Origin of the sequence: Rhizobium sp. ZW T2_16, from assembly GCF_044987325.1 — a bacterium.
In the GTDB taxonomy this organism is placed as follows: domain Bacteria; phylum Pseudomonadota; class Alphaproteobacteria; order Rhizobiales; family Rhizobiaceae; genus Neorhizobium; species Neorhizobium cellulosilyticum.
The window spans coordinates 245138-272110 of sequence record NZ_JBJDRG010000006.1 but is presented as its reverse complement, the minus strand read 5'-3'; the positions used below and the strand labels follow the sequence as shown (position 1 = coordinate 272110).

The 26973-nt window shown below is 60.3% G+C and carries 25 protein-coding genes; 11 read left to right on the top strand and 14 right to left on the bottom strand.

All coding sequences use genetic code 11. The features are described 5' to 3' along the window. Window positions 1–206: 206 nt before the first annotated feature. The 4 genes from ACI3K0_RS17430 to ACI3K0_RS17415 form a co-directional block, all read right to left on the bottom strand. A complete protein-coding gene (locus ACI3K0_RS17430) occupies window positions 207–1307 on the bottom strand; it encodes an ABC transporter ATP-binding protein (protein ID WP_404945791.1) in 1101 nt (366 codons plus the stop codon). A gap of 6 nt (window positions 1308–1313) precedes the next feature. After that, window positions 1314–2195 carry a carbohydrate ABC transporter permease gene (locus ACI3K0_RS17425; RefSeq protein ID WP_148143087.1) on the bottom strand — a complete coding sequence of 294 codons (882 nt, stop codon included), beginning with the start codon at window positions 2193–2195 and terminating at the stop codon, window positions 1314–1316. Then, on the bottom strand, window positions 2192–3118 hold the full coding sequence (locus ACI3K0_RS17420; RefSeq protein ID WP_404945790.1) for a carbohydrate ABC transporter permease: 927 nt from the start codon (window positions 3116–3118) through the stop codon (window positions 2192–2194). Before ACI3K0_RS17420 ends, ACI3K0_RS17425 begins: the two co-directional genes overlap by 4 nt. 189 nt (window positions 3119–3307) lie before the next feature. Further along, the gene (locus ACI3K0_RS17415; protein ID WP_404945843.1) at window positions 3308–4555 is read right to left on the bottom strand and encodes an ABC transporter substrate-binding protein; all 1248 of its coding nucleotides are present in this window, start codon (window positions 4553–4555) and stop codon (window positions 3308–3310) included. 264 nt (window positions 4556–4819) lie between these two features. On the opposite strand from ACI3K0_RS17415, the gene ACI3K0_RS17410 reads away from it, so the two are divergent. Beyond that, window positions 4820–5872 (top strand): LacI family transcriptional regulator, encoded by a 1053-nt coding sequence (locus ACI3K0_RS17410; RefSeq protein ID WP_404945789.1) that lies wholly within the window; start codon window positions 4820–4822, stop codon window positions 5870–5872. A 238-nt stretch (window positions 5873–6110) separates the two neighbouring features. Here the strand turns inward: ACI3K0_RS17410 and ACI3K0_RS17405 are convergent, their stop codons facing one another. The 5 genes from ACI3K0_RS17405 to ACI3K0_RS17385 form a co-directional block, all read right to left on the bottom strand. Further along, the gene (locus ACI3K0_RS17405) at window positions 6111–7616 is read right to left on the bottom strand and encodes a tripartite tricarboxylate transporter permease (RefSeq protein ID WP_183820921.1); all 1506 of its coding nucleotides are present in this window, start codon (window positions 7614–7616) and stop codon (window positions 6111–6113) included. A 10-nt stretch (window positions 7617–7626) separates the two neighbouring features. Next, window positions 7627–8088, bottom strand: coding sequence for a tripartite tricarboxylate transporter TctB family protein (locus tag ACI3K0_RS17400; protein WP_148143082.1), 462 nt, complete (start codon window positions 8086–8088; stop codon window positions 7627–7629). 288 nt (window positions 8089–8376) lie between these two features. Beyond that, the gene (locus ACI3K0_RS17395; RefSeq protein ID WP_404945788.1) at window positions 8377–9360 is read right to left on the bottom strand and encodes a tripartite tricarboxylate transporter substrate-binding protein; all 984 of its coding nucleotides are present in this window, start codon (window positions 9358–9360) and stop codon (window positions 8377–8379) included. Between the two features lie 253 nt (window positions 9361–9613). Next, entirely contained in the window at window positions 9614–11008 is a 1395-nt protein-coding gene (locus tag ACI3K0_RS17390) for a sigma-54 dependent transcriptional regulator (protein WP_148143080.1), read from the bottom strand. Next, window positions 11005–12831, bottom strand: coding sequence for an ATP-binding protein (locus ACI3K0_RS17385; RefSeq protein ID WP_404945787.1), 1827 nt, complete (start codon window positions 12829–12831; stop codon window positions 11005–11007). Before ACI3K0_RS17385 ends, ACI3K0_RS17390 begins: the two co-directional genes overlap by 4 nt. A 234-nt stretch (window positions 12832–13065) precedes the next feature. On the opposite strand from ACI3K0_RS17385, the gene ACI3K0_RS17380 reads away from it, so the two are divergent. From ACI3K0_RS17380 to ACI3K0_RS17360, 5 genes are all read left to right on the top strand, one after another. Continuing rightward, window positions 13066–13542: a DUF4126 family protein gene (locus ACI3K0_RS17380; RefSeq protein ID WP_183820918.1), complete on the top strand. Its 477-nt coding sequence runs from the start codon at window positions 13066–13068 to the stop codon at window positions 13540–13542. Next, the gene (locus tag ACI3K0_RS17375) at window positions 13539–14906 is read left to right on the top strand and encodes an FAD-containing oxidoreductase (RefSeq protein ID WP_404945786.1); all 1368 of its coding nucleotides are present in this window, start codon (window positions 13539–13541) and stop codon (window positions 14904–14906) included. Before ACI3K0_RS17380 ends, ACI3K0_RS17375 begins: the two co-directional genes overlap by 4 nt. A gap of 81 nt (window positions 14907–14987) precedes the next feature. Next, window positions 14988–16952 carry an asparagine synthase (glutamine-hydrolyzing) gene (gene asnB / locus ACI3K0_RS17370; RefSeq protein ID WP_404945785.1) on the top strand — a complete coding sequence of 655 codons (1965 nt, stop codon included), beginning with the start codon at window positions 14988–14990 and terminating at the stop codon, window positions 16950–16952. A 164-nt stretch (window positions 16953–17116) separates the two neighbouring features. Further along, window positions 17117–18163: a glycosyltransferase gene (locus ACI3K0_RS17365; protein ID WP_404945784.1), complete on the top strand. Its 1047-nt coding sequence runs from the start codon at window positions 17117–17119 to the stop codon at window positions 18161–18163. Between the two features lie 326 nt (window positions 18164–18489). Next, on the top strand, window positions 18490–18624 hold the full coding sequence (locus ACI3K0_RS17360) for a hypothetical protein (RefSeq protein ID WP_404945783.1): 135 nt from the start codon (window positions 18490–18492) through the stop codon (window positions 18622–18624). A 6-nt stretch (window positions 18625–18630) separates the two neighbouring features. On the opposite strand, the gene ACI3K0_RS17355 is transcribed toward ACI3K0_RS17360, so the two are convergent. Further along, a complete protein-coding gene (locus ACI3K0_RS17355; protein ID WP_148143074.1) occupies window positions 18631–19137 on the bottom strand; it encodes a ferritin-like domain-containing protein in 507 nt (168 codons plus the stop codon). Window positions 19138–19547: 410 nt separating this feature from the next. Here ACI3K0_RS17355 and ACI3K0_RS17350 point away from each other — a divergent pair, with 410 nt between their 5' ends. Both ACI3K0_RS17350 and ACI3K0_RS17345 read left to right on the top strand, forming a co-directional pair. Beyond that, window positions 19548–19754 (top strand): hypothetical protein, encoded by a 207-nt coding sequence (locus ACI3K0_RS17350; RefSeq protein WP_404945782.1) that lies wholly within the window; start codon window positions 19548–19550, stop codon window positions 19752–19754. An 88-nt stretch (window positions 19755–19842) separates the two neighbouring features. Further along, on the top strand, window positions 19843–21351 hold the full coding sequence (locus ACI3K0_RS17345) for a phospholipase D-like domain-containing protein (RefSeq protein ID WP_404945781.1): 1509 nt from the start codon (window positions 19843–19845) through the stop codon (window positions 21349–21351). Here the strand turns inward: ACI3K0_RS17345 and ACI3K0_RS17340 are convergent. Further along, window positions 21331–22269 (bottom strand): UPF0104 family protein, encoded by a 939-nt coding sequence (locus tag ACI3K0_RS17340; protein ID WP_404945780.1) that lies wholly within the window; start codon window positions 22267–22269, stop codon window positions 21331–21333. The genes ACI3K0_RS17345 and ACI3K0_RS17340 overlap by 21 nt on opposite strands. Before the next feature lie 60 nt (window positions 22270–22329). Between ACI3K0_RS17340 and ACI3K0_RS17335 the strand changes: the two genes are divergently transcribed. Then, the gene (locus ACI3K0_RS17335) at window positions 22330–23079 is read left to right on the top strand and encodes an endonuclease/exonuclease/phosphatase family protein (RefSeq protein WP_404945779.1); all 750 of its coding nucleotides are present in this window, start codon (window positions 22330–22332) and stop codon (window positions 23077–23079) included. Here ACI3K0_RS17335 and ACI3K0_RS17330 read toward each other — a convergent pair. Both ACI3K0_RS17330 and ACI3K0_RS17325 read right to left on the bottom strand, forming a co-directional pair. Beyond that, window positions 23076–23663 (bottom strand): hypothetical protein, encoded by a 588-nt coding sequence (locus tag ACI3K0_RS17330; protein ID WP_404945778.1) that lies wholly within the window; start codon window positions 23661–23663, stop codon window positions 23076–23078. The genes ACI3K0_RS17335 and ACI3K0_RS17330 overlap by 4 nt on opposite strands. A 90-nt stretch (window positions 23664–23753) precedes the next feature. After that, a complete protein-coding gene (locus ACI3K0_RS17325) occupies window positions 23754–24308 on the bottom strand; it encodes a helix-turn-helix domain-containing protein (RefSeq protein ID WP_404945777.1) in 555 nt (184 codons plus the stop codon). A gap of 172 nt (window positions 24309–24480) precedes the next feature. Between ACI3K0_RS17325 and ACI3K0_RS17320 the strand changes: the two genes are divergently transcribed. Together ACI3K0_RS17320 and ACI3K0_RS17315 are read left to right on the top strand one after the other, a co-directional pair. Then, complete coding sequence (locus ACI3K0_RS17320) at window positions 24481–25125, top strand: TetR family transcriptional regulator C-terminal domain-containing protein (RefSeq protein WP_404945776.1); 645 nt, start codon at window positions 24481–24483, stop codon at window positions 25123–25125. Window positions 25126–25136: 11 nt separating this feature from the next. Beyond that, window positions 25137–26339, top strand: coding sequence for a pyridoxal phosphate-dependent aminotransferase (locus tag ACI3K0_RS17315; protein WP_404945775.1), 1203 nt, complete (start codon window positions 25137–25139; stop codon window positions 26337–26339). Window positions 26340–26364: 25 nt separating this feature from the next. Here the strand turns inward: ACI3K0_RS17315 and ACI3K0_RS17310 are convergent, their stop codons facing one another. After that, on the bottom strand, window positions 26365–26916 hold the full coding sequence (locus ACI3K0_RS17310; RefSeq protein WP_183820906.1) for a hypothetical protein: 552 nt from the start codon (window positions 26914–26916) through the stop codon (window positions 26365–26367). Window positions 26917–26973: the final 57 nt, after the last annotated feature.

Sequence of the window (26973 nt, the reverse complement as noted above, 5' to 3'; positions counted from 1 at the left end):
GCCCGCCCGCTGTCACTGATCATCAGTCGTCCCGCCCTACGCTAATACATCTTAGCCAAAACGGTTCTAACTGCTTTTGCAGATCGCGCCAACATGTGTTTGGAACAACTGAGCTGTGCGTTGGCCCACAATGTTGCGAAAACGTGTCTGCCGTATCGTTTCGGGACAATCGACAAACGTGTGGAACTTAGCCTGCCCGACGAAGATCAGCCGATCCGCTGCCCGCTTTGGGGATCGAAAACCACTGCCTTGTCGAGATTGAAGACGAAGCGGAATGTCTGGCCGGGTTCGACAACGGTTTCCGCGCGGGCGCGACCGGTGAAGGTTGTGCCGTCGAGTTTTCCGGTTACGAACGTATCCGATCCGGTCGGCTCAACGATGGTGACGACCGCATCGATCTGCGCACTGGCTAAGGCAGCGGCATCGGCAGAGCCTTCGTCGGAAATCGCCTCAGGGCGTAGGCCAACGATGACCTCTTTCCCCTCGGCGAGCGGTGTCGTGACCGAAGGCGGAACCCTGACGGTCACGCCCTGGCCACCGGCGCCGAACAGCTGGATACCGCCTGAAACCGCCCTGCCCTTCAGCATGTTCATCGCCGGCGATCCCATGAAATCCGCGACGAAGAGATTGGCCGGACGGTTGTAGATTTCTGCCGGCGTGCCGACCTGCTGGACGATGCCTTCCTTCAGCACGACGATCTTGGTGGCGAGCGTCATCGCCTCGATCTGGTCGTGGGTGACGTAAACGATCGTCGCATGCGTGTTCTGATGCAGCGCCTTTATCTCGGCACGCACTTCGACGCGCAGCTTGGCATCGAGGTTCGAAAGCGGCTCGTCGAACAGGAAGACGCGCGGCTTACGCACCAGCGCCCGGCCCATCGCCACACGCTGGCGCTGACCGCCGGAAAGCTGGCTCGGGCGACGCTTCAGAAGATGTTCGATCTGCAGGGTTTTCGCCACCTGGGCCACCGCCTTGGCACGGCTCTCCTTGTCGACGCCGCGCATTTCCAGCGCAAAGGCGATGTTCTCTTCCACCGTCATGTTCGGATAAAGCGCATAGGACTGGAAGACCATTGCGATATCGCGCTTCGATGGGTGCAGGTCGGTCACCACTTGCCCATCGATAACGATGTCACCCGAGGACGGCGGCAAGAGGCCGGCGATGGCATTGAGCAACGTGGACTTGCCGCAGCCGGACGGGCCGACCAGCACGAGGAAGCCGCCCTTTTCCAGCTCGATATCGATACCCTTGAGGATCTCGACGCTGCCGATCTTCTTGCGGATGTTCTTAATCTGGAGAAAGCTCATCGAAATTTATCCCTTGACTGCGCCGGCCATCAGGCCGCGCACGAAATAGCGTCCGGCGACGACATAGACGAACAGCGTCGGCAGCGCGGCAAAGACGGCCGCGGCCATGTCGACATTGTATTCCTTCACGCCGGTGGAAGATGAAACGAGGTTGTTGAGCGCCACCGTCATCGGCGAGGCTTCGCCGGACGAGAAGGAAACGCCGAACAGAAAGTCGTTCCAGATATTGGTGAACTGGTAGATGACCGTAACAACGATGATCGGCCCCGAACTGGGCAGAAGAATGCGCCAGAAGATCTTGAAGAACCCTGCGCCATCGATCATCGCGGCCTTCACCAGTTCGTCCGGAAAGGCTTCGTAATAATTGCGGAAAAACAGCGTGGTGAAGCCGAGACCGTAGATCACATGCACCATGACGAGCCCGGTCGTCGAGTTCGACAGGCCCATCAGGCCGAGCAGCCGCGCCATCGGGATCAGCACCGCCTGGAAGGGGATGAAGCAGGCAAACAGCATCATGCCGAAAACGATCTTGTGGCCCGGAAACCGCCATTTGGTCAGCACGTAACCGTTGAGCGCGCCGAGCAGCGTCGAGATGATGACGGCCGGAACGACCATCTTGATCGAATTCCAGAAATAGCCCTTGATGCCGACGCAGGAGACCCCGATGCAGGCCTCACCCCAGGCTTTGGTCCAGGCGGCGATCGAAGGATCGGTCGGCAGCGCCAGCATGTCGCCGCCGCGGATTTCGTCGAGCGATTTGAGCGAAGTCGACAACATCACATAGAGCGGCAGCAGATAGACGATCGCAAGGATGATCAGCGCGGCATAGATGAAATAGCGTGTGAAACGCGCCGAGCCGGCGCTGATCGTTTCGGGTGCGGCGCTCATTGCTTCTTCTCCCGCAGTTCCGAATAGAGATATGGAACGATGATCGCGGTAATGCCCATCAGCATCATCACGGCGCTGGCCGAACCGACATTCATCTGGTTGCGATTGAACGTGTAGGAATACATGAAGGTGGATGGCAGCTCGGTCGCATTGCCCGGCCCGCCGCCGGTAAGCGCGATGACCAGGTCGTAGGACTTGATCGCCATATGCGCGAGCACGATGAAGGCCGAGAGAAAAACCGGCCGCAACAGCGGAATGATGATTCGGCGATAGATGGAGACCGTCGACGCGCCGTCGATCTGCGCTGCCTTGATGATCTCACCGTCTATGCCGCGAAGACCTGCGAGGAACATCGCCATGATGAAGCCCGACGCCTGCCAGACACCGGCGATGACGACGGTGTAGATCGCCATGTTCGGGTTCACCAGCCAGTCGAAGGTAAAGCTCTCCCAGCCGAGATTGCGCATCGTGTGTTCCAGCCCGAGACCGGGATTGAGGAACCATTTCCACGCCGTACCGGTGACGACGAAGGACAGCGCCATCGGATAAAGAAAGATAGGTCTGAGCACGCCCTCGGCGCGGATGCGCTGGTCCATCAGGATCGCGATGAACAGCCCGATTGCGGTGCAAAGCGCGATGTAGAGAATGCCGAAAATGGCAAGGTTCTGCATCGCCACATACCAGTTCGGCTGCGACCAGAGCCGGAAATAGGCATCGAACCCGCCCCATTTATAAACCGGCAGGATGCGCGATGTGGTGAAGGAAAGCGTGATCGTCCAGAGGATGAAGCCATAGACGAAAATCAGAATGACGGCGAAAGACGGCGCCAGAACGAGTTTCGGCAGGCCGTTGCGCAGCGTGTCGCCTAAGGATTTCCGCGGCCGTTCGGGGGTAACCACCGGCATCGGTTCGATTGTCGTCATGGGGGTCTCCAATGGGGAGAGAAACATTGAAGGCATCCGGCGGGATACCCCCTCTGGCCTGCCAGCCATCTCCCCCACAAGGGGGGAGAAGACCTGTGACACCCGCATCGTTCGATTGAGGCGTAGAGGGTGCAGCCGGGTTAAGCCCCTCCCCCTTGTGGGGAGGGGTTTGGGGCGGGGTATTGTCTGCTACTTCGCCGCAGCAACCGCTTCCGGCAGACGCTTCAAGGCAGCATCGGTCGTGAGCTGACCATTGAGATGCTGGGTGATGACGTCGAGCATGGCTTCCTTGATGGCGGCCGGCTGGGCGTAGCCGTGAGCCAGCGAGCCCATCAGCGTACCCTTGGACGAAGCTTCAGCCAGATCCTTCATGCCCTTCTTGGCGCAATCGTCGAATTCCCTATCCGGGATGTCGGTACGGGCCGGAACCGAACCCTTCACCTTGTTGAAGGCGATCTGGAAGGCCGGGTTTTCGACGGCGGACGCCATCTTCATCTGCGCGGCGGCGGCATCACCGCCCACGTCGAACATCATGAACTGGTCGGCGTTAAACAGAACCGAGCCTTGCGTGCCGGGGAAGCGGATGCAGACGAAATCTTTGCCCGGCTCCTTCTTGGCGCGCAGCCATTCGCCCTTAGACCAGTCGCCCATTTCCTGCGCGCCAGCCTTGCCTTCGATGACGAGCGCCGTCGACAGGTTCCATTCGCGGCCGGAGAAATTAGGATCGAAATAGGTGCGAAGTTTCGACATGTCGTCGAAGACCTTCTTCATGGTGTCGCTGGAAAGTGCTGCCGGATCGGCTTCGAGCACGGCCTTCTTGTAGAAATCCGGGCCACCGCGGGAAAGAACCACGGCTTCCCAGAGTGTGCCGTCCTGCCACGGAACGCCGCCATGGGCGAGCGGGACGATGCCGTCAGCCTTGAATTTGTCGAGCAGCGCGAACAGCTCGTCGATATTGGTCGGAACCTTGCCGCCCGCCTTGTCGAGTGCGGCCTTGTTCAGCCACAGCCAATTGGTCGAGTGAATGTTGACCGGTGCGGCCACCCAGTGACCGTCATATTTGGAGAATTCCTGCAGAGCCGGCGGAATGACCTTGTCCCAACCTTCCTTGGCGGCAAGATCGTCAAGGTTGGCGGCGACACCCATTTCCGACCAGTCGCGCAGGTCGAAGCCGAGCAGCTGAACCGCAGTCGGCGGATCGCCTGCAGTGACGCGGGCGCGAAGTGCGGTCATGGCGGCGGAACCGGCACCACCGGCAACCGGCATGTCCTTCCAGGTCACGCCTTCCTTGGCGAGGTTTTCCTTCAACACGTTGAGTGCTGCAGCTTCACCGCCCGACGTCCACCAGTGCAGGACTTCGACTTCAGCGGCCTTGGCGGCACCGGCTGTCATCGCGATCAACGCGGCACCGGCGGCCAGTTTTGTAATGGCACGAATATTCATTGATGATCTCCTCCAAGTCCGGGCTCCTCTCCGGATGAGCAATTTATAACGTTATAACCCGAGCAAGTGTCAACCCATGGATGAAGGTTTTCGAATTTCTCGTGATCAATTTTTTAAAGTATTGATCTGGCTCGACAAATATCGATTTTCAGAGGAATGTTCGTCCACTTGAAAGAAAATTCTGGAAATCGTCACGGAATTTGCAACGATATATATGGAGCTCCGGCAGCGGTTAAGCCGCCGGATGGAGGATGAGACATGCCGCTGGACGATGCAGAGGACGGACGCCAACCGAACACGGCTGGCTCTTCGACTTCAACTCCCGGCCCCCACCGAAAGCCGACGCTGAAGACGATCGCCGAATTGACCGGGCTTGCGGTGACCACCGTGTCGCGCGCGCTGGGCGACGATCCGCTGATTGCCCGAGAAACCCGCCAGCGTGTTCAGGCAGCGGCGGCTGAGGTCGGTTACCTGCCCGACCGGGCGGCCCAGCGCCTGCGTACCGGCCGCACCAATGTCATCAGCCTTGTTCTGGACCCGCATGAGGAAATCCTCGGCTACGGCACTTCGATGATCAGGGGCATGACGGCGACATTGCGCGGCACGCCCTATCACCTCGTCATCACCCCGCATTTTTCCGATACGCCGCAGATCGACCCCGTCCGCCACATCGTCCGCAACCGCATGGCCGACGGCATCCTCTTCAGCCGCACCGAACCTTCCGACGAGCGGGTGAAATTCCTGCTGGAAGCGGGCTTTCCCTTCGTCTGTCACGGCAGGACGGAGCTTGCGACGCCGCATCCTTATGTCGACTACGACAATTACCGCTTCACCTATCAGGCGGCGAAAAAGCTGATCGCCTCGGGCTGTCGGCGGCTGTTCATCATCCTTCCGCCCGAACGCTTCACCTTTCACCACCACATGCGCCACGGCTTCATGACGGCGGTGCGGGAAGAAGGGGTAGGCTTCGAGATAGCCCAGGGCATCACGCTCGACAGCAAGGCCGATGCGGTTCGCGATCATGTTGCGGCAAGGCTGGCGAAATCCGATCCGCCGGACGGTTTCATCTGCGGCGGCGAAGTCTCCGCCATGGCGGTAATGTCGGCCACCCACGACCTCGGGCTTGAGATCGGCCGGGATGTGAGGTTGGTGGCAAAACAGACATCCGGCCCGTTCGATCAGGTCCGGCCGCGGATCGAGACGATCTACGAGGATTTGTCCGAGGCCGGAAGGCTGATGGCGGGGCTGCTATTGAAGCGGATGGCGGGAGCAACGCCGGTGAGTGAGTTGCAGGCGGTGCTGGAGGTCTGAAGTTACCCTCGGTGGGCGACAAAGCCCCCTCTGCCCTGCCGGGCATCTCCCCCACAAGGGGGGAGATCAGCTGGGCGCCAGCTCCTCGCCTCAAGCAAACTTCATTTTTGGCGCCGCTACCATTCTACGCTCAACAGGAAGCGAAGGTAGCGCCGTGTGTGATCTCCCCAGCTGTGGGGGAGATGGCCGGCAGGCCAGAGGGGGGCCAGCACGCGCCGACGGCCCCCGTACCCTCATCTCAATCCTCTTCGACAAACACCTCTTCGCGCTTCTTCCTTACACTCGGCAGGAACACGACGATGAGAACGACAACGGCAATAAACAGCAGCGTGGCACTGATCGGCCGCGTGACGAACGTGCTCGGATCGCCGCGCGACAAAATCATCGCCCGCCGCAGGTTTTCTTCGAGCAACGGTCCAAGCACGAAGCCGAGCAGAAGCGGTGCCGGCTCGCAGCGGAGCTTCAGGAGCAGGTAACCGAGCAGGCCGAAGAATGCCACAGCATAGAGGTCGTAGACGTTTGAATTGACGCTGTAGACCCCGATCGAGCAGAAGGCCATGATGATCGGGAAAAGCAGGTAATAGGGGATCGTCAGCAATTTCACCCACAGCCCGATCAGCGGCAGGTTGAGGATGACGAGCATCAGGTTGCCGATCCACATCGAGGCGATGATGCCCCAGAACAGCGCTGGCTGTTCGGCCGCCACATTCGGCCCCGGTACGATGCCCTGGATAATCATCGCTCCGACCATCAACGCCATCACCGGGTTGGCCGGAATACCGAGCGTCAGAAGCGGAATGAACGAGGTCTGGGCACCGGCATTGTTTGCCGATTCCGGCCCCGCCACGCCAGCAACCGCGCCATGGCCGAATTCCTGCGGGTTTTTCGAAACCTTCTTTTCAACCGTATAAGAGGCGAAGGAGGCAAGGATCGCTCCGCCGCCCGGCAGAATGCCGAGCACCGAGCCGATCGCCGTGCCGCGCAGCACCGGTGCAATCATCGCCCGAAAATCCTCGCGGCTCGGCAGAAGGCCGGAAACCTTCGCCATCAGTACTTCCCGCGTCCTTTCGTTTTCGAGATTGCGCAGGATTTCCGCGATACCGAAGACACCGACCGCAACCGCGACGAAATTCAACCCGTCGGCATATTCACGGATACCGAGCGTGAAGCGCGGGGCGCCTGTATAGATGTCGGTGCCGACGAGGCCGAGCAGCAGGCCGAGCGCCACCATGGCCAGCGCCTTGATGACCGAACCATGCGCCAGCGCAATCGACGAGACGAGACCGACGACCATCAGCGAAAAGTATTCGGCAGCGCCGAATTCCAGCGCGATGGCGGTGAGCGGCGGCGCGAAGATGGCGACGAGGAAGGTGGACACCGTGCCGGCGAAGAACGAGCCGATCGCGGCGATCGCAAGTGCCGCCCCGGCCTTGCCCTTGCGCGCCATCTGGTAACCGTCGATCGCAGTAACCGCCGACGAAGATTCGCCGGGCATGTTGATCAGGATCGCCGTGGTCGAGCCGCCATACTGCGCGCCGTAATAGATGCCGGCGAGCATGATCAGCGACGAGACGGGTTCGAGCTGGAAAGTGATCGGCAACAGCATGGCGATCGTCGCGGTGGCGCCGATGCCGGGAAGCACGCCGATCAGCGTGCCGAGCAGCACCCCGATCAGGCAGAAGAACAGGTTCTCGATCGATCCTGCGGTCTGGAAGCCGAGAAGAAGATTATTGAAAAGATCCATCAGTCAAATCCTAGAAGCGAACCCAGGGTCCGAAGCGCTGGAAGGGCAGCCCGAGGCCATAGCTGAAAACCAGCACGGAAAAGGCGGTCAGCAGCACAGCGAGAATAACCGCCGTCAGCGGCTTCATCTTGTGGGAGGCGAAAGAGGCGATCAGCGCGGCGAAGAACAGCGATGGCACGAAACCGAGGCCGCGCACCGTGATGCCGAAGAAGATCGGGGCGGCAAGAATGAAGATGATACCGCGCCAGGCAATAGGCCCGATCGGCTCTCCTTCCACGCGAAATGCCTGAAACAGGATGATGGCGCCGAACAGGATTAGCGCCAGCGCCAGGATGAACGGGAAATACCCCGGCCCCATGCGAAACGCCGTACCGAGCTCAAGCTCGATCGACTGATAGGCGAAGAAGATGCCGGTCAGGATCAACAGGATGCCGCAGATCAGATTGGCTTTGTCGAATGACTTGGAATTCATGGTGTCTCCGTTTGAGTGGGAGATGGTCTAGCGTTGATGGCTGGAGCAAGCTCGCCCCCCTCTGCCCTGCCGGGCATCTCCCCCACAGGTGGGGAGATCAGCTGGGAAGAAGCTCACCAATCAACCTCGGCGTTTGCATTCTGCGCTTTGTCTGGTCGCTCAAGGTCCGCTGGACACGGTGATCATGAGGCACGTGATCTCCCCTTGTGGGGAGATCACCGGTAGGTCAGAGAGGGCGCGCTTGCTCTAAGTCGTCGCTGAATACCGCACCCCATCCGGCGACAGCACTCAGTCCGCGTACTGCCCGGCAGACTCGATGATCGGCTTCCAGCGGGCGATCTCGGTCTCCAGCTTGGTTTTCAGCGCAGCCGGCGTTGCATCGGCTTCCGGGGAGGGCTTGGTGCCGAGTTCGGCAAAACGCTTGACGATATTCTCGTCCTTCAGCGCGCCTTGGAGCGACTTCGACAGGCGCTCGTTGATCTCGGCGGGTGTGCCCTTCGGCGTGTAGATGCCGTGCCAGATGCCGACGGTCATGCTTTCAAGCCCGGCTTCCTTGACGGTCGGCAGGTCCTTGAAGATGTCGAGACGCTCGGGCGAAGTGACGGCGTAAGCCTTGATCGTGCCGCCCTGGATCTGCTTCGTCGTGTTGGTGGTCTGGTCGCACATGATATCGACCTGGCCGCCGAGAAGATCGGTCATCGCAGGCCCCGTGCCCTTGTAGGGAACGGTGACGAGCGGGGTCTGGATCGCGCTCATGAACAGCATGCCGCAAAGATGCGAGGCAGCCCCGATGCCGGCATTGGCGACGGTCACCTTGTCGGCATTCGCCTTGGCATATTCGACGAGACCCTTGAGGTCAGTTGCTTCCATGTCCTTGCGGGCGACGATCGTCATCGGCACGTCGGTGACGAGACCGACATATTCGAAGGCATTCAGCGTGTCATAGGCAAGCTTGCGGTAAAGCGTGGCGCTGGTCGCCATGCCGATGTGGTGGAGCAGAACCGTGTAACCATCCGCCTCTGCGGAAGCGACGCGGCCGGCACCGAGTGTTCCGCCGGCACCGCCGACATTTTCGACGACGATCTGCTGGCCGAGATCCTTCGACATGGATTCGGCAACGAGACGGGCAACCGTATCGGTCGGGCCACCGGCGGCAAACGGCACGACCATGGTGATCTGGCGCTCGGGATAGCCCTGAGCACTCGCCTGTGCGGAAAACATCGAGATGGCGGCAAGCGCCGTTGCGCCGAGAACGGCCTTAAACAGTTTCATGAATTTCCTCCTCCAAGGACAATATCCAGCCTGTAGCTGCAGATGCACATCTCCTCCGGCACCTGCTTGAGGCCCATTAGCGGGCCGCGCGGAAACGCTGGCAATTGGCTAACGGCAAGCGAAGGCAGGATATTTCCTTAACCGCAGCGCAGCATGGGTGGATTTGGGAACAACGGGCGTCCGGCATGGGTGGAAATCCACCCAACTGCCTTGAGTAATAGTGACGCAGCGGCAAAATATCCGCCAATTCAACTCAGGAAAAGTCGGCGAACGCTCCCGACTCGTCTTCATCGCCAACTTGGGAAGACTTCAGCATCTTCTTGTCGAGACCGTATTTCTGCATCTTCTCGTAGAGCGTCTTGCGCGAAATGCCGAGCGTTTCATAGACCGGCTTCAGCGCCCCGCCATGGGCAGCAATCTCGGTGGCGATGAGATTGCGCTCGAAGGCGGCAACCTTTTCCGCCAGCCGGCCGCCGTTTTCCTTTGCAGCCCCGCCCGGCTCCCCTGAACCCGGATCGAGACCCAGCACCAGCCGGTCGGCGGCATTGCGCAGCTCGCGCACATTGCCCGGCCAGTCCCGCTGGGCGATCAGCGAAAGGATATCCGGAGGCACGACGATATCCTCCCGGCCGTAACGCGCCGCCGCCTCACGCACAAGCTGAAGGAAGAGCAGCGGAATATCCGCTCGTCTTTGCGAAAGCGCCGGCACATGAACCGTCGCGACATTCAGCCGATAGAGAAGATCGGCACGAAACCGGCCGGCCGCCACTTCCGCCTCCAAATCCACCTTGCTGGTGGCGATAAAACGCACGTCGAGCGGCACCGTCTCATTCGATCCGAGCCGGGTAATGACCCGTTCCTGCAGCACCCGCAGGAATTTCGCCTGCAGGTCGAAGGGCATGGAGCTGATCTCGTCGAGCAGGATCGTGCCTCCCCGCGCATGCTCGAACTTGCCGTATCGCGGCCGAAGCGCGCCGGGAAAGGCACCTGCTTCGTGGCCGAAAAGCTCGCTTTCGATCAGCGTTTCGGGAAGAGCGGCGCAGTTGATGGCGATCAGCGGGCGGTTGGCGCGCGGGCTGATATCGTGCAGGGCGCGAGCCACCACTTCCTTGCCGACGCCGGTATCGCCGATGACCAGCGTATCGGCATCCGTCGCGCCGATCGCGCGGATGCGGTAGCGCAGATCGACCATCACCTGCGTGCGGCCCGGCATGCGGGCTTCCACATCGTCGCGTTTTCCCGCAACGGCCCTCAGGCGTCGGTTTTCCAGAATAAGCGCCCGCCGTTCCAGCGCACGACGGATGACGCCGGCAAGATGCTGCGGGGTGAACGGCTTTTCGAGAAAATCGTAGGCGCCTTCGCGCATCGCCTTGACGGCCAACTGCACATCGCCATGGCCGGTGACGAGGATGACCGGGATTTCCGCATCGAGTTCTCGCACCCGGTGCAGAAGCGTCATGCCGTCCAGCCCCGGCATACGGATATCGCTGACGATCACGCCATCGAAGCCGAAACCGGAAAGCTCCAGCACGTTTTCCGCATTCGGGAACGTATCGACGGTGAGGTCGAATAGTTCCAGTGCCTGGGCGGTGGAGCGGCGAAGCTCCTCCTCGTCGTCGACAAGCAGCACCCGTTGCGCAAGCGTCATTCGGCGGCCTCCATTACGCTTGCATCGGCGACATCGAGTTCGATGGCAAACACCGCCCCGCCTTCCGGATGGTCGGTGACCGAAAGGCTGCCGCCGAAATCCTTGACGATATTGTAGGAGATAGACAGGCCCAGCCCCAGCCCCTTGCCGACACCCTTGGTGGTGAAGAACGGGTCGAAAATGCGTTCGCGAATGGCGGCCGGAACACCCGGCCCGCGATCGCGCACGATAATCATCACCTTCTCGGCCGCACCGGAGGCAGACACATCGATACGCCTGTCCTCCAGTCCCTCCACCGCATCAGCGGCATTGGTAACGATATTGACCAGCACCTGCTGCAGACGCACGGCGCCTGCCATCACCCGCGGCAGGCCCGGCTCTACCATGATGGAAAGCTCCGCATCCGCCGCCTTGAGCCGGGCGGAAACGATCTCGATCGTATCGCGGATGACATCCTCGACGCTGACCGCGCCGAGTTTTTCATTCGGCTTGCGGGCGAAATTGCGCAGGTGCCGGCTGATCGACGCCATTCGGTCGATCAGCGCCGAGATGCGCTTGAGATTGTCGCTCGCATCTTCAACGCGGCCGCGCTCGATCAGAAGGCCGGTCGTCTCCGCATAGGTCTTCGCCGCGGCAAGCGGCTGGTTGAGTTCGTGGGAGAGCGCTGCCGACATCTGGCCGAGGCCGGCGAGTTTTCCGGCCTGCACCAGATCGGCCTGTGTCTTGCGCAACCGGCGCTCGGTCAGGCGGCGCTCGGCGATCTCCTTCTCGATACGGCTGTTGACGCGGGCAAGGGCTGCGGTGCGCTCGTCTACCCGCCGCTCCAGCTCGTTCTGCGCCTCGGCCTGCAGCTGCATGCGCTCAGTCATCCGCGCCCGGCGCTGGAAGACGATTGCCGAAACCAGCCCGGCAAGGCAGAGCGCCAGAAACACGGCGGCCATCATCGTCTGCGCCTGCCAGCGCACCGAGGCTGTGTCCATCAGCACATTCACCGTCCATCCGGCCTCCGGCATGGACTGCGAGACGTAGAGATATTCCCGCTCCGTATTGCCGTTCCGGATCAGCATCGTCTCATGGCCGGCAAAGCTGCCATAGGAGAGCGGCAGCTGGTGCAGCTTCACATCCGCATATCGCCTTGAGGTTTCTGTCCGGGCCACGCGATCCGGCGTCAGCGGTAGGATGGCGGCGAAACGCCATTCGTCGCTACCGGTCATGAAGATGATGCCTTCCGGATCGGAGACGAAGATCCGATCGTCGCCGCCGGCCCAGGAGGCCTCGATCGTATCGAGATCGACCTTGAAGACGATGACGCCGAGGATTTTTCCATCCATCACGATCGGCGAACTGAAATAATAGCCGCGCTTGGCCGATGTCGTACCGACCGCGAAGAAACGCGACCTTTCGCCCCGCGCTGCTTCCTGGAAATAGGGCCGATAGCTGAAATTCTCGCCGACGAAACTGACGGGGGAATCGTAATTGCTGGCGGCAATCGTCGTGCCATCCATGGTCATGATGTAGATGTCCGACGACTTCAGCAGCGCATTGACGGATTTCAGATAGCGATTGGCATCAGACCGCAGCGCCTCGTTGCCGGGGTCTTCGATCAGCACCTCGATGATCTCGTCATCGGCAGTCAGCGCCGGCAGCGCCTCGTAGCGCTTCAGATGCCCGTCGAGCGCCGAGACCGCCAGCCTCAGCGTAGTCCCCGCCTGCAGCTCCGCCTCGTCCATGGCGCTGCGCGCCACGAACCCATGCACCTTCCATGTCAGCACAAGGCCGAGCACGAGACACAGGACAGACACTGCCGCGATACGATATTTCACGTCCGAAGGGCTCCTCCTCCCTCGACCATAACGCGCATATCTTACGGAGCGCCGCGGAATTTTCCAATGGCTTCCCGTATGACGGGTGCGTTTGGATATTTTGGCGAAAGCAAAGGCTGCTATGTAGCACCGTCACAGGCAGCAATCCCGTGCAAGACGCTTGACTTGCGGTAGGATATCACGTCGTTGTGCAATCAATGAGGGCAGACCGCTTCGAGCGGAATAGGGGTTCAGATGGTTTCCTTGCTTGCGCTATTCATGGGCGGCGTCGCCGGCCTCAGGGCGATGATGGCCCCGGCCCTCGTCACCTGGGCGGCAGCGCTCGGTTGGCTTGATCTGTCCGGCTCATGGCTGTCCTTCCTCGCCTCCAAATGGGCGGTGCTGATCTTCACAATTCTCGCCGTGTTCGAACTGGTGACCGACCAGTTGCCCAACACGCCGAGCCGTAAGGTGCCGCAGCAATTCATCACCCGGCTGATAACCGGCGGCGTGGCCGGCGCCGCGATCGGCATTCCCTACGACCTTTGGCTGGCCGGCCTCGTTTCCGGTGTTCTCGGCGCCATCGCCGGCACCTATGGCGGGGCATGGGCGCGGGCGAAATTGGCCGAGATTTTCGGCAAGGATGCACCGGCCGCCTTCATCGAGGATGGCGTCGCTTTCGTCGTGGCCTTTATCATCATTTTGTCTCTCCCCGCGGCCGCAACGATATGAAGCGTTTCGACGCGATCATCATCGGTGCCGGCCAGGCAGGCCCCTCGCTTGCCGGCCGGTTCAATGATGCGGGAAAGACGGTCGCGATCATCGAGCGCAAACATGTCGGCGGCACCTGCGTCAACACCGGCTGCAAACCGACCAAGACGCTCGTCGCCAGCGCCTATGCCGCCCACCTCGCCCGCCGTGCCGCCGATTATGGCGTCGGCATCCGCGGCGACATTTTGGTCGACATGCAGGCGGTGATGCGCCGCTCTCACAAGGTCACGCTCGACAGCCGCCACGGCAACGAGAACTGGCTGGAGGGCATGCCGAACTGCAGCCTGATCCGCGGCCACGCCCGTTTCGAAAGCAGGGATGTCATTCGCGTCGGCGATGAATTGCTGACCGCGCCGCAGATTTTTCTGAATGTCGGTTCGCGCGCAACAATCCCGGATTTCGCCGGTGTGGGCGACGTCCCCTACATGACCAATACCGATATCGTGATGCTCGACCGGCTGCCGAAACATCTGGTGATTGTCGGCGGCAGTTATATCGGGCTGGAATACGCGCAGATCTATCGCCGTTTCGGTGCCGAGGTCACGGTCGTCGAAAAAGGCTCGCGACTGATCGGCCGCGAGGACGAGGATATTTCCGCAGCCGTGCGCGAGATCCTTGAGGCGGAAGGCATCCATATCCGCAGCAATGCCGAATGCATCCGCTTCCGCAAACACGAAGACGGCGTAGCTGTCGGCGTCAACTGTGACGAAGGCGAGCCTGAAGTGATCGGCTCGAATGTGCTTCTGGCAGTCGGTCGGCGGCCGAATACCGATGATCTTGGCCTCGACAGGGCCGGCATCGAACTCGATGCGCGCGGCTTCATCAAGGTGGACGAGCGGCTTGCCACCAATGTCGACGGCATCTGGGCGATGGGCGACTGCAATGGTAAAGGCGCTTTCACCCACACCGCCTATAACGACTTCGAGATCGTCGCCGCCAACCTGTTCGACGGCGAGGACCGAAAAGTCTCGCAGCGGCTGCTGGGCTATGCGTTGTTCATCGATCCGCCGCTTGGCCGGGTCGGTATGGGCGAGGAAGAGGCGCGCAAGGCGGGCCATGATGTTCTGGTCGGCACGCGGCCGATGACCAATGTCGGACGTGCAGTCGAAAAGGGCGAAACCAAGGGTTTCATGAAGATCGTCGCTGACGCGAAGACGAAAAAGATCCTCGGCGCGGCCCTGCTCGGCACCGGCGGTGACGAGGCGATCCACGGCGTGCTGGACCTGATGAATGTCGGTGCGAGTTACGACGATCTGCGCTGGGCGGTGCCGATCCACCCGACAGTTTCCGAACTCTGGCCGACCGTCGTTCTCTCGATGAAATAGAACATCCCCTTGGGCATAAGGGGATCGGCAAGCTTTTCCGCTTATGAACAGGATCGAACGATCCTGTTTTGGATGGAAAAGATGTGCGGATTTGCAGGTTACGCGGGAGATGGGTTTGGGGCGGAACGTGCGCCATCTCTTCTCTCTGCCATGGGACAGGCAATCGCCCATCGCGGCCCGGATGGGCACGGCATCTGGACCGGCCCCGGCATAGGCCTCTCGCATGTCCGCCTGTCGATCGTCGGGCTTGTCGACGGCCAGCAGCCGATGACGAGCGCAGACGGGCGCTACACGATCGCCTTCAACGGCGAGGTCTTCAACTATGTCGAACTACGCGACGAACTGAAGGCCCGCGGCGCGACGTTCCGTACCGGCTCGGATACGGAAGTGCTGCTGCAGCTTTACGCCCATGACGGTAAGGCCTGCCTGCAAAAGCTCAACGGCGATTTCGCCTTCGCCATCTGGGACGCGACGGAGCGAAAATTGCTGCTGGCGCGAGACCGCATGGGCGTGCGGCCTCTCTTTTACACAGAGCACAAGGGCACGCTCTATTTCGCCTCGGAAGTGAAGGCACTTCTGACCGTGCCCGGTATCGAGGCCGAACTCGATCCGTTCGCGCTCGACCAGATTTTCACCCTGTGGGCCCCAATCGCGCCGCGCACAGCCTTTCGCAACATTTTCGAGCTGGAACCCGGACAAATGTTGGTCCGTGAAAACGGAGCGAACCGGTTGAAATCCTATTGGACGCTCGATTTCCCCGATGTCGGCGAGCATGGGGCGACAGATGAAGATCACACCGAGGAATTGCGCGCCCTGCTGACCGATGCCGTCGGATTGAGGATGCGCGCCGATGTGCCGGTCGGCTCCTATCTTTCCGGCGGGCTCGACTCGTCGCTGATCTCGGCGCTCGCCGCCCCGATGGCGCCGAGCGGACTGAACACCTTCTCCGTGACCTTCGACAGCGCGGAACACGACGAAAGCAGCTTTCAGCAGCAGGTAGCCTCGGCGCTCGGCACCCGTCATAGCTCGATCGCCTCATCGCCTGAAACGATCGCGACCGCCTTCCCTGACATCATCCGGTTTACCGAACGCCCGATCCTGCGCACCGCCCCTGCCCCGCTTTACACTTTGGCCGGTCTCGTTCGAGAAACCGGCATGAAGGTGGTCCTGACCGGCGAAGGCGCAGACGAAGTATTTGCCGGTTACGACATTTTTCGCGAAGCGAAGGTGCGCCGTTTCTGCGCCCGCCAGCCCGGCTCGAAGATCAGGCCGCATCTCTTCCGCAAGCTCTATCCCTATCTTCCCGGGCTGAAACAGCAGTCGGCGGAATATCTTTCGGCCTTCTTCAACGTCTCCGGCACCGATCCGTCCGATCCGCTTTTCTCGCATCGACCGCGGATGAAAAGCACGACGGCGACGAAAATCTTCTATTCCGCAGATCTGCGCGAAACGCTCGGCCACTACGATGCCGCCGAAGAGCTGAGCACGCGGCTACCGGAGCGTTTCGGCCGCTGGCATCCACTGCATCAGGCGCAATATCTCGAAACCCGTCTTCTTCTGCCGGGCTACATCCTCTCCAGCCAGGGCGACCGGATGGCGATGGCGCATGGCATAGAAGGCCGTTTCCCCTTCCTCGATCACCGGCTGGTGGAGTTTGCCACGAAACTTTCGCCCGATGCGAAGCTCAAGGGCCTGCGTGAAAAACATATCCTGCGTGAAGCGGCGAAAGGTCTGTTGCCGGACAGCGTCATCGAGCGTCAGAAACAGCCATACCGCGCACCTGACAGCAGTTCCTTTACCGGCCCGGGCACCGATGAGCAGGCTTACGTCTCCGAGATGCTGTCCGAACGTGCCGTCTCGGCAACCGGACTGTTCGATCCGGTGGCGGTTTCAAGGCTTCACGGAAAATGCCGCAAGCAAACTGTCGCCGGTTTTCGCGATAATGCCGCGTTTGTCGGAATTCTTTCAACCCAGTTATGGGCCGAGAATTTTGCCAAAAAACAATTGGTTACAAAAATATCGCCACTGTCCAAAAGCTCGCTTTAAGGCCGAAAATACGCGTTTTTGCCTCTCACGCTCGCGTGATCGATAAAATTTTAGTATTGTCTTTATGAGGATCGGAAGAGCCTGCCTTTAAGCCTTCCAGCACGCCGCGCCACGATCGGGACCCGTGGGCACAAATCGCGACCAAGTCAGGGAGTTTCACCACCATGACCTTATCGATCATCATCAAGACACTGGATGACGAAAAGCGCATTGCCCGCACGATCGAGTGCGCGCTGAAAGCTCTGCCGGATGGTGAGGGCGAAATCATCGTCACCGACCTCGGTTCCCGCGACCGCACGATAGAGATCGCATCGGCCTATCCCGTGCGGCTGACCCAGATTGCTCGCCCCGCGCGTTTTCGCAGCGGCGCCGGCTCGCAGCTCGGTTATCAATATGCGCGCCACGATTTCATATGTCTGATCGATGCCGACATGGAACTCGATCCGGCATTTCTGCCGGAAGCGATTGCCTTTCTGGAGCGCCATACGCGCACTGGCGGCGTGACAGGCCATATCGAAACCGGAGCGGCATCCGGCAGCGGCTTCCTGCCCGATCGGCGTATCGGCGCCGTGGACCAGTTGGCCGGAGGCGGGCTTTATCGCCGCCGCGCGATCGAAGAGATCGACTATATGGCCGACCGCAACCTGCATGGCTACGAGGAATTGAACCTCGGCATTCGCCTGCGCAGTGCCGGCTGGAAACTGCATCGGCTGGATCGCCGTTTTGCCCGCCATCACGGCCATGATGCTCGCTCTCGTGACCTGCTTCTGCAACAGGTAAAAACCAAGGAGCCTTTCGGCATCGGCGAGCTCTTGCGGGCAGCAACCGGCAAGCCCTATTTCTATCGGCTGCTGCGTGCACTGCCCGAGCTTGGCATCCTGGCGCTTGTCTGGAGCTTCATGTTCGGCTCAATGCTGCTTGTCGCAACACTGCCCGGCGTCACCATGCCCGCCCTGATCATCGCCGCAGGCCTTGGCCTTGTCGTGGCCGTAACGTCCTTGCGCACCGGACGGCTGAAGACGGGTCTTTATACGGTGATCATCCGCTTTCTTCAGGCGATCGCCCTGCCGGTCGGCTACATCACGCCGCGCCGCAACCCGCGTTCCTGGATCGAAAGCCGGCTTCTCGGCGAACCCGATGCGGAAGTGAGCCGCGATGCCGATCAAGCCACGGATGCTTATGATACCGCCATGGCAAAGAGCGCCCGCTGAGCCCTGATTTAAGCCGGATTGTGCAACCGGAACCCGTAATCCGACTTGCTGCAAGCCAGCCTGCAGAGCCGTGAACAGCAGATAAAATCCGGTCACCGAATCATTACTTCGATTTAACCTGACCCCGCTTGAAACGGCCACAGAAGGTAGTAATCTCACCCCATCGCTGGCTGATGTGTAGGGCGCCGGCGACTGAAAGACGACAGCTCGTCACTGAAGTTCTTTCGCCCCCATGATGGAGGCAAGAAATGATACCCGCAGTAGCAACACATACATTCGACCCTAACGAGCTTGCGTTCCTGAAGCGCGTGTTCGATGACGTTTGCATGGAACACGGCCTGCCCGGCAGCAGCGCTGCGGCAAGCAATGTGGCGGTTGAGATGATTCAGCTTTATCAGCGCGGCGTGAAGGACGAAAAGAGCCTTCATCGTCACTTCGATGGGCAAAGCTTCTTTGGTTGAATAAGGCTAACGCTTCGCCTGCAGATCCCGTTCATCGCGCATCAGGAAAACCCGGGTGATGGGATCGAGATTGTCTTCCAGCCAGCTCGCCATCGACATCTCTTCCGCAAGGATGCGTTCGAACACGGCCTGGGCTTCGGTTTCTCCCAGCTCGTCGGCAGCCGCGATCAGCATGCGATAGGTCGCGATCTCCAGATGTTCGAACGCATAGGCCTGAGCAGTGAACTTCACCACCTCGTCATTCATCACCAGCGCGGGAATTCCGTGCACGGTCGCGGCGATGCGCCCGGCAATATCCTTGAGCGCGGACGGCGCACCGGAAAAATCGTTGAGAAGGCTCTGCAGCGCGTCCGCCTGGCTGCGCGTTTCCTCAAGATGTTCGAGCATGCGTGCCTTGAGGTCCGGGTAGTTTTCCAGTCGCCGCGTCTGCGCGGTCAAAGAGGTGATCGCCTGCTCCTCCATCGCATGGGCGCTTTTCAGCCAGGCAATGAAATTGTCCTTCGCATGGGTCATGCAGCTCCTCCCTCGTCTCATCCACAGATAATACACGGGCTCGTGATCGCCAATGGCAACCCCGAACCATAACGGGAAGTTCCCTGACATTGAACGCGAAATTGCCTCGAGATGCCCTCAAGGGATGCATCTGCGGCATATCAGCACTTGTTAAAAAGATGGGAACCATCACTTGCGCCCGGGGTTACCGATGCATTAATGGAGGCGCCGATGATCGAAGATCCAAGAGAGCCAACAGAGCAGCCGCCCATGCCGGCGCCAGGATGGGCTCCAGATCCACCGATCAACGAGCCGGAACCCGACAGGCTGCCCGATGAGGCGCCAGTCCCCAATCCGGATGAGACAAACAGACCGCCCGTGTACATGCCGCCAGGAAATGCGGTGTAACCGGCGGCATAGAAGAGAACGACATGAGAGTATCGAGTAAGAGCATGCCGAGCAGCGTTGCAGCTCGGTCCCAGCAGCCAGCCGAGTTCAAACCGTGCCTTTGGAAGCTGCTGGTAGTGACCGCCGGTATCCTGGCCTCCGTATTCGTTGCCATGCAGATGGTCGACGACACCTATGTCGGTTCGTTCGATACCAAGGTCTCCACGCAGCAGACCCAGAAGGCCGGCTAAGCCTTTTGAAGACCGCTTAGGAAGCCGGAGCGGGAACAAAAACCGAAATCGTGGCGTTCATCCGTCAGAAATGACGAGGTGGCGCAAGGTGGACGTGAGCAATTTTTCCAATTCTGATCTGATTGATCCGGTGCTTCATCGCACGCGGGTCATAAAGCCCGGCAGAAATGTCTGGCGCTCGGCGAAAGCGGAACGCGTTGCGTTCCTGATAGACGGCGAAGACTATTTCCTCCGTCTCGACGACGTGTTGCGTCAGGCGAAAAGATCGATCTTCATCGTCGGCTGGGACTTTAATCCCGACATCCGCTTGCGCCCGCGGGATGAGGGTTCAGAAACGATCGGCACGCTGCTGCGCCGCATGGTCGAGGAGAAGCCGGAACTCGAAATCCGCATTCTCGTCTGGGGCATGGGACCGATCTATTCCGGCAAGAGTTTTCGGATGTTCGGCAAGATTGACTGGGCGGATCATCCGCGCATCGATCTGCGCTTCGACTTCCGCCACCCTTTAAGGGCAAGCCACCACCAGAAGATCGTCGCGATAGACGACAAGACCGCCTTTCTCGGCGGCATTGACCTGACGGCCCGACGCTGGGACGACAGAGAGCACACGATCGTCAATCCTGATCGCGTATCGCCGGATGGCACCTCCTATGGCCCTGTCCACGACATGCAAACCATCGTCACGGGTGACATGGCGAAGCTGATCGGCGATGTAGCGCGCCGCCGGTGGAGGAAGACTCATGGCGAGGAACTTGCATCCGTTGACGTACCCGGCCCCGCGCCCTGGCCGTCCGATCTCAAGCCAGCACTCACCTATTGCCCGACCGGCCTGGCGCTGACCGAGCCATGGAAGTGGAAAGGCCGCCGCGGTCATCGCGAGGCTATCCGCCTGACCCACGATGCGCTGAAGGCTGCCGAAAGGCATCTCTACATCGAGACACAATATCTCGCCTCCTTCGGCGTCGCGCGAACGCTCGCACGGCGCCTGCGCAAACAGAACGGCCCCGAGATCGTCGTGCTCGTCACCCGCGAATCCCACGGCTTTCTCGAAAAGCTGATGATGGGCCATAACCGCACACGGCTGATCCGCCGGCTGAAACGCGCCGACCGATATGACCGGCTCAGGGTATTTTATGCGGTGACGCCGGACGAAAAGGGTGGCGAGCGGGAGATTATCGTCCATTCCAAGCTGATCATCGCCGACGACCATTTCGTCCGTGTCGGCTCTTCCAACCTCAACAACCGCTCGGAAGGCCTCGATACCGAGAGCGATCTGGCGATGGAACCGCAGGATGCCGCAGGCCGCGCCGCCATTGCGGAACTGCGGATCGATCTGCTTGCCGAACACCTGGCGGCCGATCCGGCGCTGGTACGCCAGCATTTCGAAGAGACCGGATCGCTGATCCGCACGATCGAGATGCTGAATGTCAATGGCCGGCATCTGAAGCCCTTCGATGTGGATGTCGAAAAGGGCGAGACCGAATCCATCCCCGGCACCAGCATCATCGATCCGAAACAGCCCTTCTGGCCGGTCCCGCAGATTCAGGCCGGTTTCCGCCGCCTGGTCTCGCGCTTCTCACCCCATCGAATGTTTTGAAAAGCTGTCCGGGCGGCGTCGATAATAGGCCTCGCTGGCAAGAAATGTCGGCAGGCCGATCATCAGCGGCACGAAGAAATAGAGAACCCGGAAGGCGACGAGCGCACCGATGATCTTGGCGCCGGGAATAATGCCGAGCATTGTCGCCTCCAGCACGCCGAGCCCGCCCGGAACATGGCTGATGAGTGAAGCGACATTGGCCGTGACATAGGCGCCGGCGACCTCAAAATAGGTGATCTCGCCAAACACCGCCATGAGCTGATGGATCGCTGCCGCAACACAGGCGAAATTCAGCGTGCCGATGCCGATCTGCGCCATCGCCAGACCGGGCGACGGTGGATCGAGGCGCCATTTGCGGAATCGCACCGGGATACTGAAGAGGCAGACAAGCAGATAGGCAACCGGACCGGCGAGGCAGGCAAGACCTGCGGCCACCCTCGTCTCCTGACCGATACCGAAAAGATCCGTATCCGGTCCGAGATCGAGAAGCAGGACGATCGCGGCAAGGCTCGAAAGCCCCAGCCCCACGGTAATTCCGCAAAAGCCGATGACCTTGGCGATCTCCCCACCCGTCAGCCCCCAGCGAGAATAGAACCGGTAACGCACCGCACCGCTGCTGAGCGCCGCCATGCCGACATTATGGCCGATCGACAGAGCACAGAAGGATGCAAGCGCCGCCTGCTTCCAGACGAGTGGCCTTTTGACATAACGGACCGCAAGCGTGTCGAAGCCGGTGAGGCATAGATAGGATGCCGCGACGAAGATCAGTGCAGCGCCAAGCCTGTCGAGAGGGATCGCTTGCGCCGCATCCGCCACTTCATCGAACGTATAGCGACCAAGGCTGCGATAGACGAGAAAGGCAGCAATGCAGACAGCAGCAAGGACACCCAGTTGTAAAATATGCTTCCTGCCGATCATCATGCCTCCTGCCTTCTTACAGGTGGGGAACGAAAACGCGCGACAGGTGTTCCCAGCCCTATGCAATCACCACCCGCCAGATCGCCGGCTTCCCGTCGCCTGAAACTTCTGACCTATAATGTGCACAGTTGTATCGGCACCGATCGCCGGCTTGCGCCGGAGCGCGTTGCCGAAGTAATCGCCGCGGCACAACCGGATATCATCGGCCTGCAGGAACTCGATGTCGGACGGAGACGAACCGGCGGCATCGATCAGGCCCACACGATCGCTGAAATCCTCAAGATGAAGCATCATTTCCACGCTGCCCTCGATGTCGAGGAAGAACGCTACGGCGATGCGATCCTGACTGCCCTGCCGGCGGAACTGGTCAAGGCAGGTCCTCTGCCTTCGGTGGGAGAACAGCGTGGCGCAATCTGGATCGAAGTCGAGGTCGGTGAAACGCGCCTGCAGGTCATCAATACCCATCTGGGCCTCAGACGCATCGACCGGATGCGTCAGGCGGAAATCCTGCTCGGTCCGGAATGGCTGGGTAGTGACCGTATGTCCGACCAGCCGGTCGTTATGCTCGGCGATTTCAACTCGATCCCCTCCAGCCCGCCCTATAAGCGTCTTGCCGGTGCCTTGACGGATGTGCGCACCCATAGGGCCGGGCAATTGCGCCCGACCTTTCCTTCACGCTTTCCGCTGCTAAGGCTCGACCACATATTTGCATCGAAAGAAGTTTCGGTGACAGGGGTAGAGGTCATTGCCAACCCTCTCGCAAGGCTCGCTTCGGACCATCTGCCGCTTCTGGCGACAATCGAAATCTAGTGCAGCAGCTTCTGAAGCCGTCGCGCCTGTTTCAGGAACTGCGTAACTGCCCGATCGTCCGGCGGCTCGCCGGCTGAAGCAACCCGGGCGACGCGAACGGAATGTGCACCAATCTCGCCGAGCCGCTTCAGCACCAGCTGGAGAATGGATGCCTCAACCCCATGATCGACGATCACCACGTGTTTTCCGGCATGATCGTGGCAGGGGCCATCATTATCGCCGAGATACATGACGTGGCGGCGTTCGAGATCCCACAGCTGTCGTTGGCGCTCGGTATTGAGATAACCCGGAGGCACATGCGACGCGCGCGCCAGATCCTCATCGATCACGACCTGCGGCACTTCGAAATCGAGAACCGCGCCGATCGTCTTTTCGGGGTGACCCGGCGCAGGAATTCGCCCGACAAGCAGAAGGTCCAGCTCGCAACCGAGACGCTGCGCGGCATCAAAGGCAAGATCGACGCTTTCGGGAGAAAGTGCCACGAGCACGATACGCTCCAGAGAAAGCGCCGAAAGCTGGTCAGCCAGCTCGCGTCCCGCTAGGTTACGCCCGGTAAGACCGGATGGATGGGGCTCAGCCTGCATGAAATTCCTCCTCCCAGAGTTTTTCGTATTCTCAAGGACAAAGCGGTAACATCAGCCGATTGTTCCGACAGCATAACACGAAAACGGGGTCTAGCTGCGAGAAAGGACGACCAGATATCGTGCTGGCAACGGGCCACGGTTCGAGAAAGCGCAATCGCTTGGAGGGCCGAGCAGAAGGCAATCGCCCGTTTTCAGTTCATGTTCGACACCGCCTTCGGAAAAATCGAGACACCCTTCGAGTATCCAGATCTGTTGCTGCTGAAAGGCGAAGGCTGAGGCGGGATAGGTGATGTAGGCACCTGCAGGTAGCTGGACTTCTATGAGCTCTGCTGGCGCACCGGCGGGCGAAATGGCTCTTCTGAGATAACCCGTCTCGGGATCCGTCCAGATCGATTGCCTTTCCGAAAGGCTCAACCTTTCGGCGGCCTTTTCGGCCGATGCGATCAGAACCGACAGGGGCACGCCGAAAGCACCGGAAAGCCGGCCGAGAACTGTCGCAGTCGGGCTTGCCTCCCGGCGCTCGATCTTGCTGATCATTGCCTTGGATACGCCTGATCGCTGGGCGAGATCGGCAAGCGACCATTTCCGCGCCTCCCTCTCCTGCTTAAGCATGAAAGCTATAGCGTCCGCAGGATCACGCTCCATTTCACAACGCTCCATGCACCTAAACCGTCTCAGATAGTAGACATTCAGTTCATATAGGAGACAAGCAATTTCCGCAACGAAAGGACAAGACCACCGAGTTGCGGCTATACGGAAATTATTCAGTCGTATAATAACGGCAGGATCGGCAGCAAGAAAAAGAGCGTGACGAGATATGGCACCGGCCCGCCGCTCCTACACCCGCGCCAGCGAGGCTGAGCGCCGCGAAGACCTGATCCTGGCGACGCTCGACTGCATAGCGGAAGTCGGCATTCAGGGTGCCACGGTGCGCCAGATCGCCAACCGCGCCGGTGTGACGGCTGGCCTCATCCGGCATTACTTCACCGGCAAGGACCAGATGTTGGAGGCGGCATACCGCGCCGTGATGAACGGCATGACACAGACAGCGATCGAGGCCGCCCGCGAGGACGAGGCGCCAAGGGCACGGCTTCGCCATTTCATCATCGCCAACCTGACGCCGCCTGTAACCGACAGCCGCACACTATCGCTCTGGGCCGCCTTCATCAGCCACATCCAGATAGACCCGAGTTTTGCCGCCATTCACCGTGACAACTATCTCGCGTTTTTGCGGGAAGTCGAAACACTTCTGTCGGCATTCTTCGATGAGCGCGGCTCCGCGCTTTCGCCAAAACAATGCCGCAGCTTTGCGATCTCGCTAAACGCGCTGATCGATGGATTGTGGCTGGAAGGCACGCTTGCCGCCGATCTGTTTGACGAACACGAACTCGCCGATGCGGCGCTTGCCTCCGTTGAGGCGCTGTTGAGATTGACCCCGGGCGAACTGGCCTTGGAAAAGTAAGGAAACCACGCATGCGTTATGCCTCGATCACCGACCGCCTTGCCCATCTCGGCTCCGGCCGCTGGGCCCTGCATCTCACCGCCCGACGGATGAAGGCGGAAGGCGAGGAGATCATCGAACTGACGATCGGCGAGCCGGATGTGGCGCCCGACAAGGCTCTGCTGGATGAGGCTTCGCGTGCCATGTATGCCGGTCGCACGCGCTATTCCAACGGCCGTGGCGAACCCGCAGTCCTGAAAGCACTGGTCGAAAAATATTCGAAGCGCCGCAAGGGCGTAACTGAAAAGAATTTCCTCTGCTTCCCCGGTACCCAGACAGCGCTTTACGGCGTGATGACCGGCCTTGTGGAAGCGGGCGACGGCGTGCTGGTCGGCGATCCGCTTTATGCGACCTATGAAGGCGTGATCGCCTCGACCGGCGCCCACATGATCCCGGTACCGCTCAGGCCGGAGAAGAAATTCCATCTTCAGGCCGAGGATCTGGAACGCGCCATCACGCCGGAGGCCCGCGTGCTGCTCTTGAACACCCCGCATAACCCGACGGGGGCCGTGCTGACCAAAGCCGAAATCGCCGCGATCGGCGAAGTCTGCCGCAAACACGACCTCTGGATCATCTCCGACGAAGTGTATGAACAGCTGATCTTCGACGGCACCGAATTCGCCTCGCCCTTCGACATGCCGGAACTGGCCGAGCGGACGATTGCAGTCTCTTCCATCTCGAAATCCCATGCCGCACCCGGCTTCCGCTCCGGCTGGGCGGCCGGTCCGGAGGAATTCTGCGAACGGCTTCTGCCGGTCTCCGAGACCATGCTCTTCGGCGTGCAGCCCTTCATCTCCGATATGACGGCGCTGGCGCTTTCCAGGCATTTCGACACCGCCGACGTGATGCGCGAAAATTACGCCCGCCGCGCCGCAATCGTCGAAAAGGCCTTTGCCGGCAGCAATCTCGTAAAACCAATGCCTCCCGAAGGCGGCATGTTCATCCTGCTCGACGTGACGGCAACGGGCCTCAACGGCGAGGAATTCGCCTGGGAACTGCTACGCGAGGAAAAGGTCGCGGTTATGCCGGGCACTTCCTTCGGCGATCAGGCCGCAGGTTTTCTGCGCATCTCGTTGACCGTGCCGGAAGACGTGCTGGAAACCGCGATGAAGCGGATCGGCGAACTGGCCGGACGCATCGTTGCGCATAAGGAAGCGCCGCTGCATATCCGCTGATCGAAACCTGATGGCGGCGGGCGCCTCACAGTTTGCCCGCCAGCCATAAGATGCAGATGATCGCTCCGCCGATTGCCATGAATGAAGACAGGATTGTCATCAGGATCAGGGGGACGAGATAGAGCGCCGGTACATGCGGCGAGACTTCCAGCTGGAAACTCTCCCGTATCGTCTCCGGATTGACGCAGGTGATCTCTAAATCACCGGGCGTGGGGCATTCGAATGCTCCCAGCGGAAACGATTTGCGACCGCTCATATCCGTGCGCTCGGTTCGAAACAGCGAACGGCCATAGGAGCGATAGTCAAGCTCGACACCTGACGGCTGCTGCGTGATAGAAAAGCGGGCCGAAAAATAGGAAACCCCGGTGATGAACGTCATTGCCGGAATGACGACGCTGACCACGTACCGCCCGGCGATCGGCAGGTTCATGCGGTACCGCGTGCTTCCTGCCGGGAAGCGATATTTCACCTTCGGCGAAATGATCTTCCACAGTCTCGCAATGCAGCGGACGAGCAGATAAATCCCCGCCACCGCAAAAAGTGGCGAAGCAGCACCAATGAAAACCGGATTCGTCATGCGGCAAGGTTAGCGCAGTGAGGCGCACATTTCCAACAGAAGCGCCGATCTAACGCC

Excerpts from the sequence above, each read along its gene's own strand:
- ACI3K0_RS17325 (WP_404945777.1), bottom strand. The coding sequence starts at position 24,308 with ATGGAGCGTGATCCTGCGGACGCTATAGCTTTCATGCTTAAGCAGGAG.
- ACI3K0_RS17390 (WP_148143080.1), bottom strand. The coding sequence starts at position 11,008 with ATGACGCTTGCGCAACGGGTGCTGCTTGTCGACGACGAGGAGGAGCTT.
- ACI3K0_RS17410 (WP_404945789.1), top strand. The coding sequence starts at position 4,820 with ATGCCGCTGGACGATGCAGAGGACGGACGCCAACCGAACACGGCTGGC.
- ACI3K0_RS17340 (WP_404945780.1), bottom strand. The coding sequence starts at position 22,269 with ATGATCGGCAGGAAGCATATTTTACAACTGGGTGTCCTTGCTGCTGTC.
- ACI3K0_RS17405 (WP_183820921.1), bottom strand. The coding sequence starts at position 7,616 with ATGGATCTTTTCAATAATCTTCTTCTCGGCTTCCAGACCGCAGGATCG.
- ACI3K0_RS17320 (WP_404945776.1), top strand. The coding sequence starts at position 24,481 with ATGGCACCGGCCCGCCGCTCCTACACCCGCGCCAGCGAGGCTGAGCGC.
- ACI3K0_RS17395 (WP_404945788.1), bottom strand. The coding sequence starts at position 9,360 with ATGAAACTGTTTAAGGCCGTTCTCGGCGCAACGGCGCTTGCCGCCATC.
- ACI3K0_RS17310 (WP_183820906.1), bottom strand. The coding sequence starts at position 26,916 with ATGACGAATCCGGTTTTCATTGGTGCTGCTTCGCCACTTTTTGCGGTG.
- ACI3K0_RS17375 (WP_404945786.1), top strand. The coding sequence starts at position 13,539 with ATGAAGCGTTTCGACGCGATCATCATCGGTGCCGGCCAGGCAGGCCCC.
- ACI3K0_RS17360 (WP_404945783.1), top strand. The coding sequence starts at position 18,490 with ATGGAACACGGCCTGCCCGGCAGCAGCGCTGCGGCAAGCAATGTGGCG.
- ACI3K0_RS17430 (WP_404945791.1), bottom strand. The coding sequence starts at position 1,307 with ATGAGCTTTCTCCAGATTAAGAACATCCGCAAGAAGATCGGCAGCGTC.
- ACI3K0_RS17380 (WP_183820918.1), top strand. The coding sequence starts at position 13,066 with ATGGTTTCCTTGCTTGCGCTATTCATGGGCGGCGTCGCCGGCCTCAGG.
- ACI3K0_RS17335 (WP_404945779.1), top strand. The coding sequence starts at position 22,330 with ATGCAATCACCACCCGCCAGATCGCCGGCTTCCCGTCGCCTGAAACTT.
- ACI3K0_RS17425 (WP_148143087.1), bottom strand. The coding sequence starts at position 2,195 with ATGAGCGCCGCACCCGAAACGATCAGCGCCGGCTCGGCGCGTTTCACA.
- ACI3K0_RS17330 (WP_404945778.1), bottom strand. The coding sequence starts at position 23,663 with ATGCAGGCTGAGCCCCATCCATCCGGTCTTACCGGGCGTAACCTAGCG.
- ACI3K0_RS17400 (WP_148143082.1), bottom strand. The coding sequence starts at position 8,088 with ATGAATTCCAAGTCATTCGACAAAGCCAATCTGATCTGCGGCATCCTG.
- ACI3K0_RS17355 (WP_148143074.1), bottom strand. The coding sequence starts at position 19,137 with ATGACCCATGCGAAGGACAATTTCATTGCCTGGCTGAAAAGCGCCCAT.
- ACI3K0_RS17350 (WP_404945782.1), top strand. The coding sequence starts at position 19,548 with ATGAGAGTATCGAGTAAGAGCATGCCGAGCAGCGTTGCAGCTCGGTCC.
- ACI3K0_RS17315 (WP_404945775.1), top strand. The coding sequence starts at position 25,137 with ATGCGTTATGCCTCGATCACCGACCGCCTTGCCCATCTCGGCTCCGGC.
- ACI3K0_RS17365 (WP_404945784.1), top strand. The coding sequence starts at position 17,117 with ATGACCTTATCGATCATCATCAAGACACTGGATGACGAAAAGCGCATT.
- asnB (WP_404945785.1), top strand. The coding sequence starts at position 14,988 with ATGTGCGGATTTGCAGGTTACGCGGGAGATGGGTTTGGGGCGGAACGT.
- ACI3K0_RS17420 (WP_404945790.1), bottom strand. The coding sequence starts at position 3,118 with ATGACGACAATCGAACCGATGCCGGTGGTTACCCCCGAACGGCCGCGG.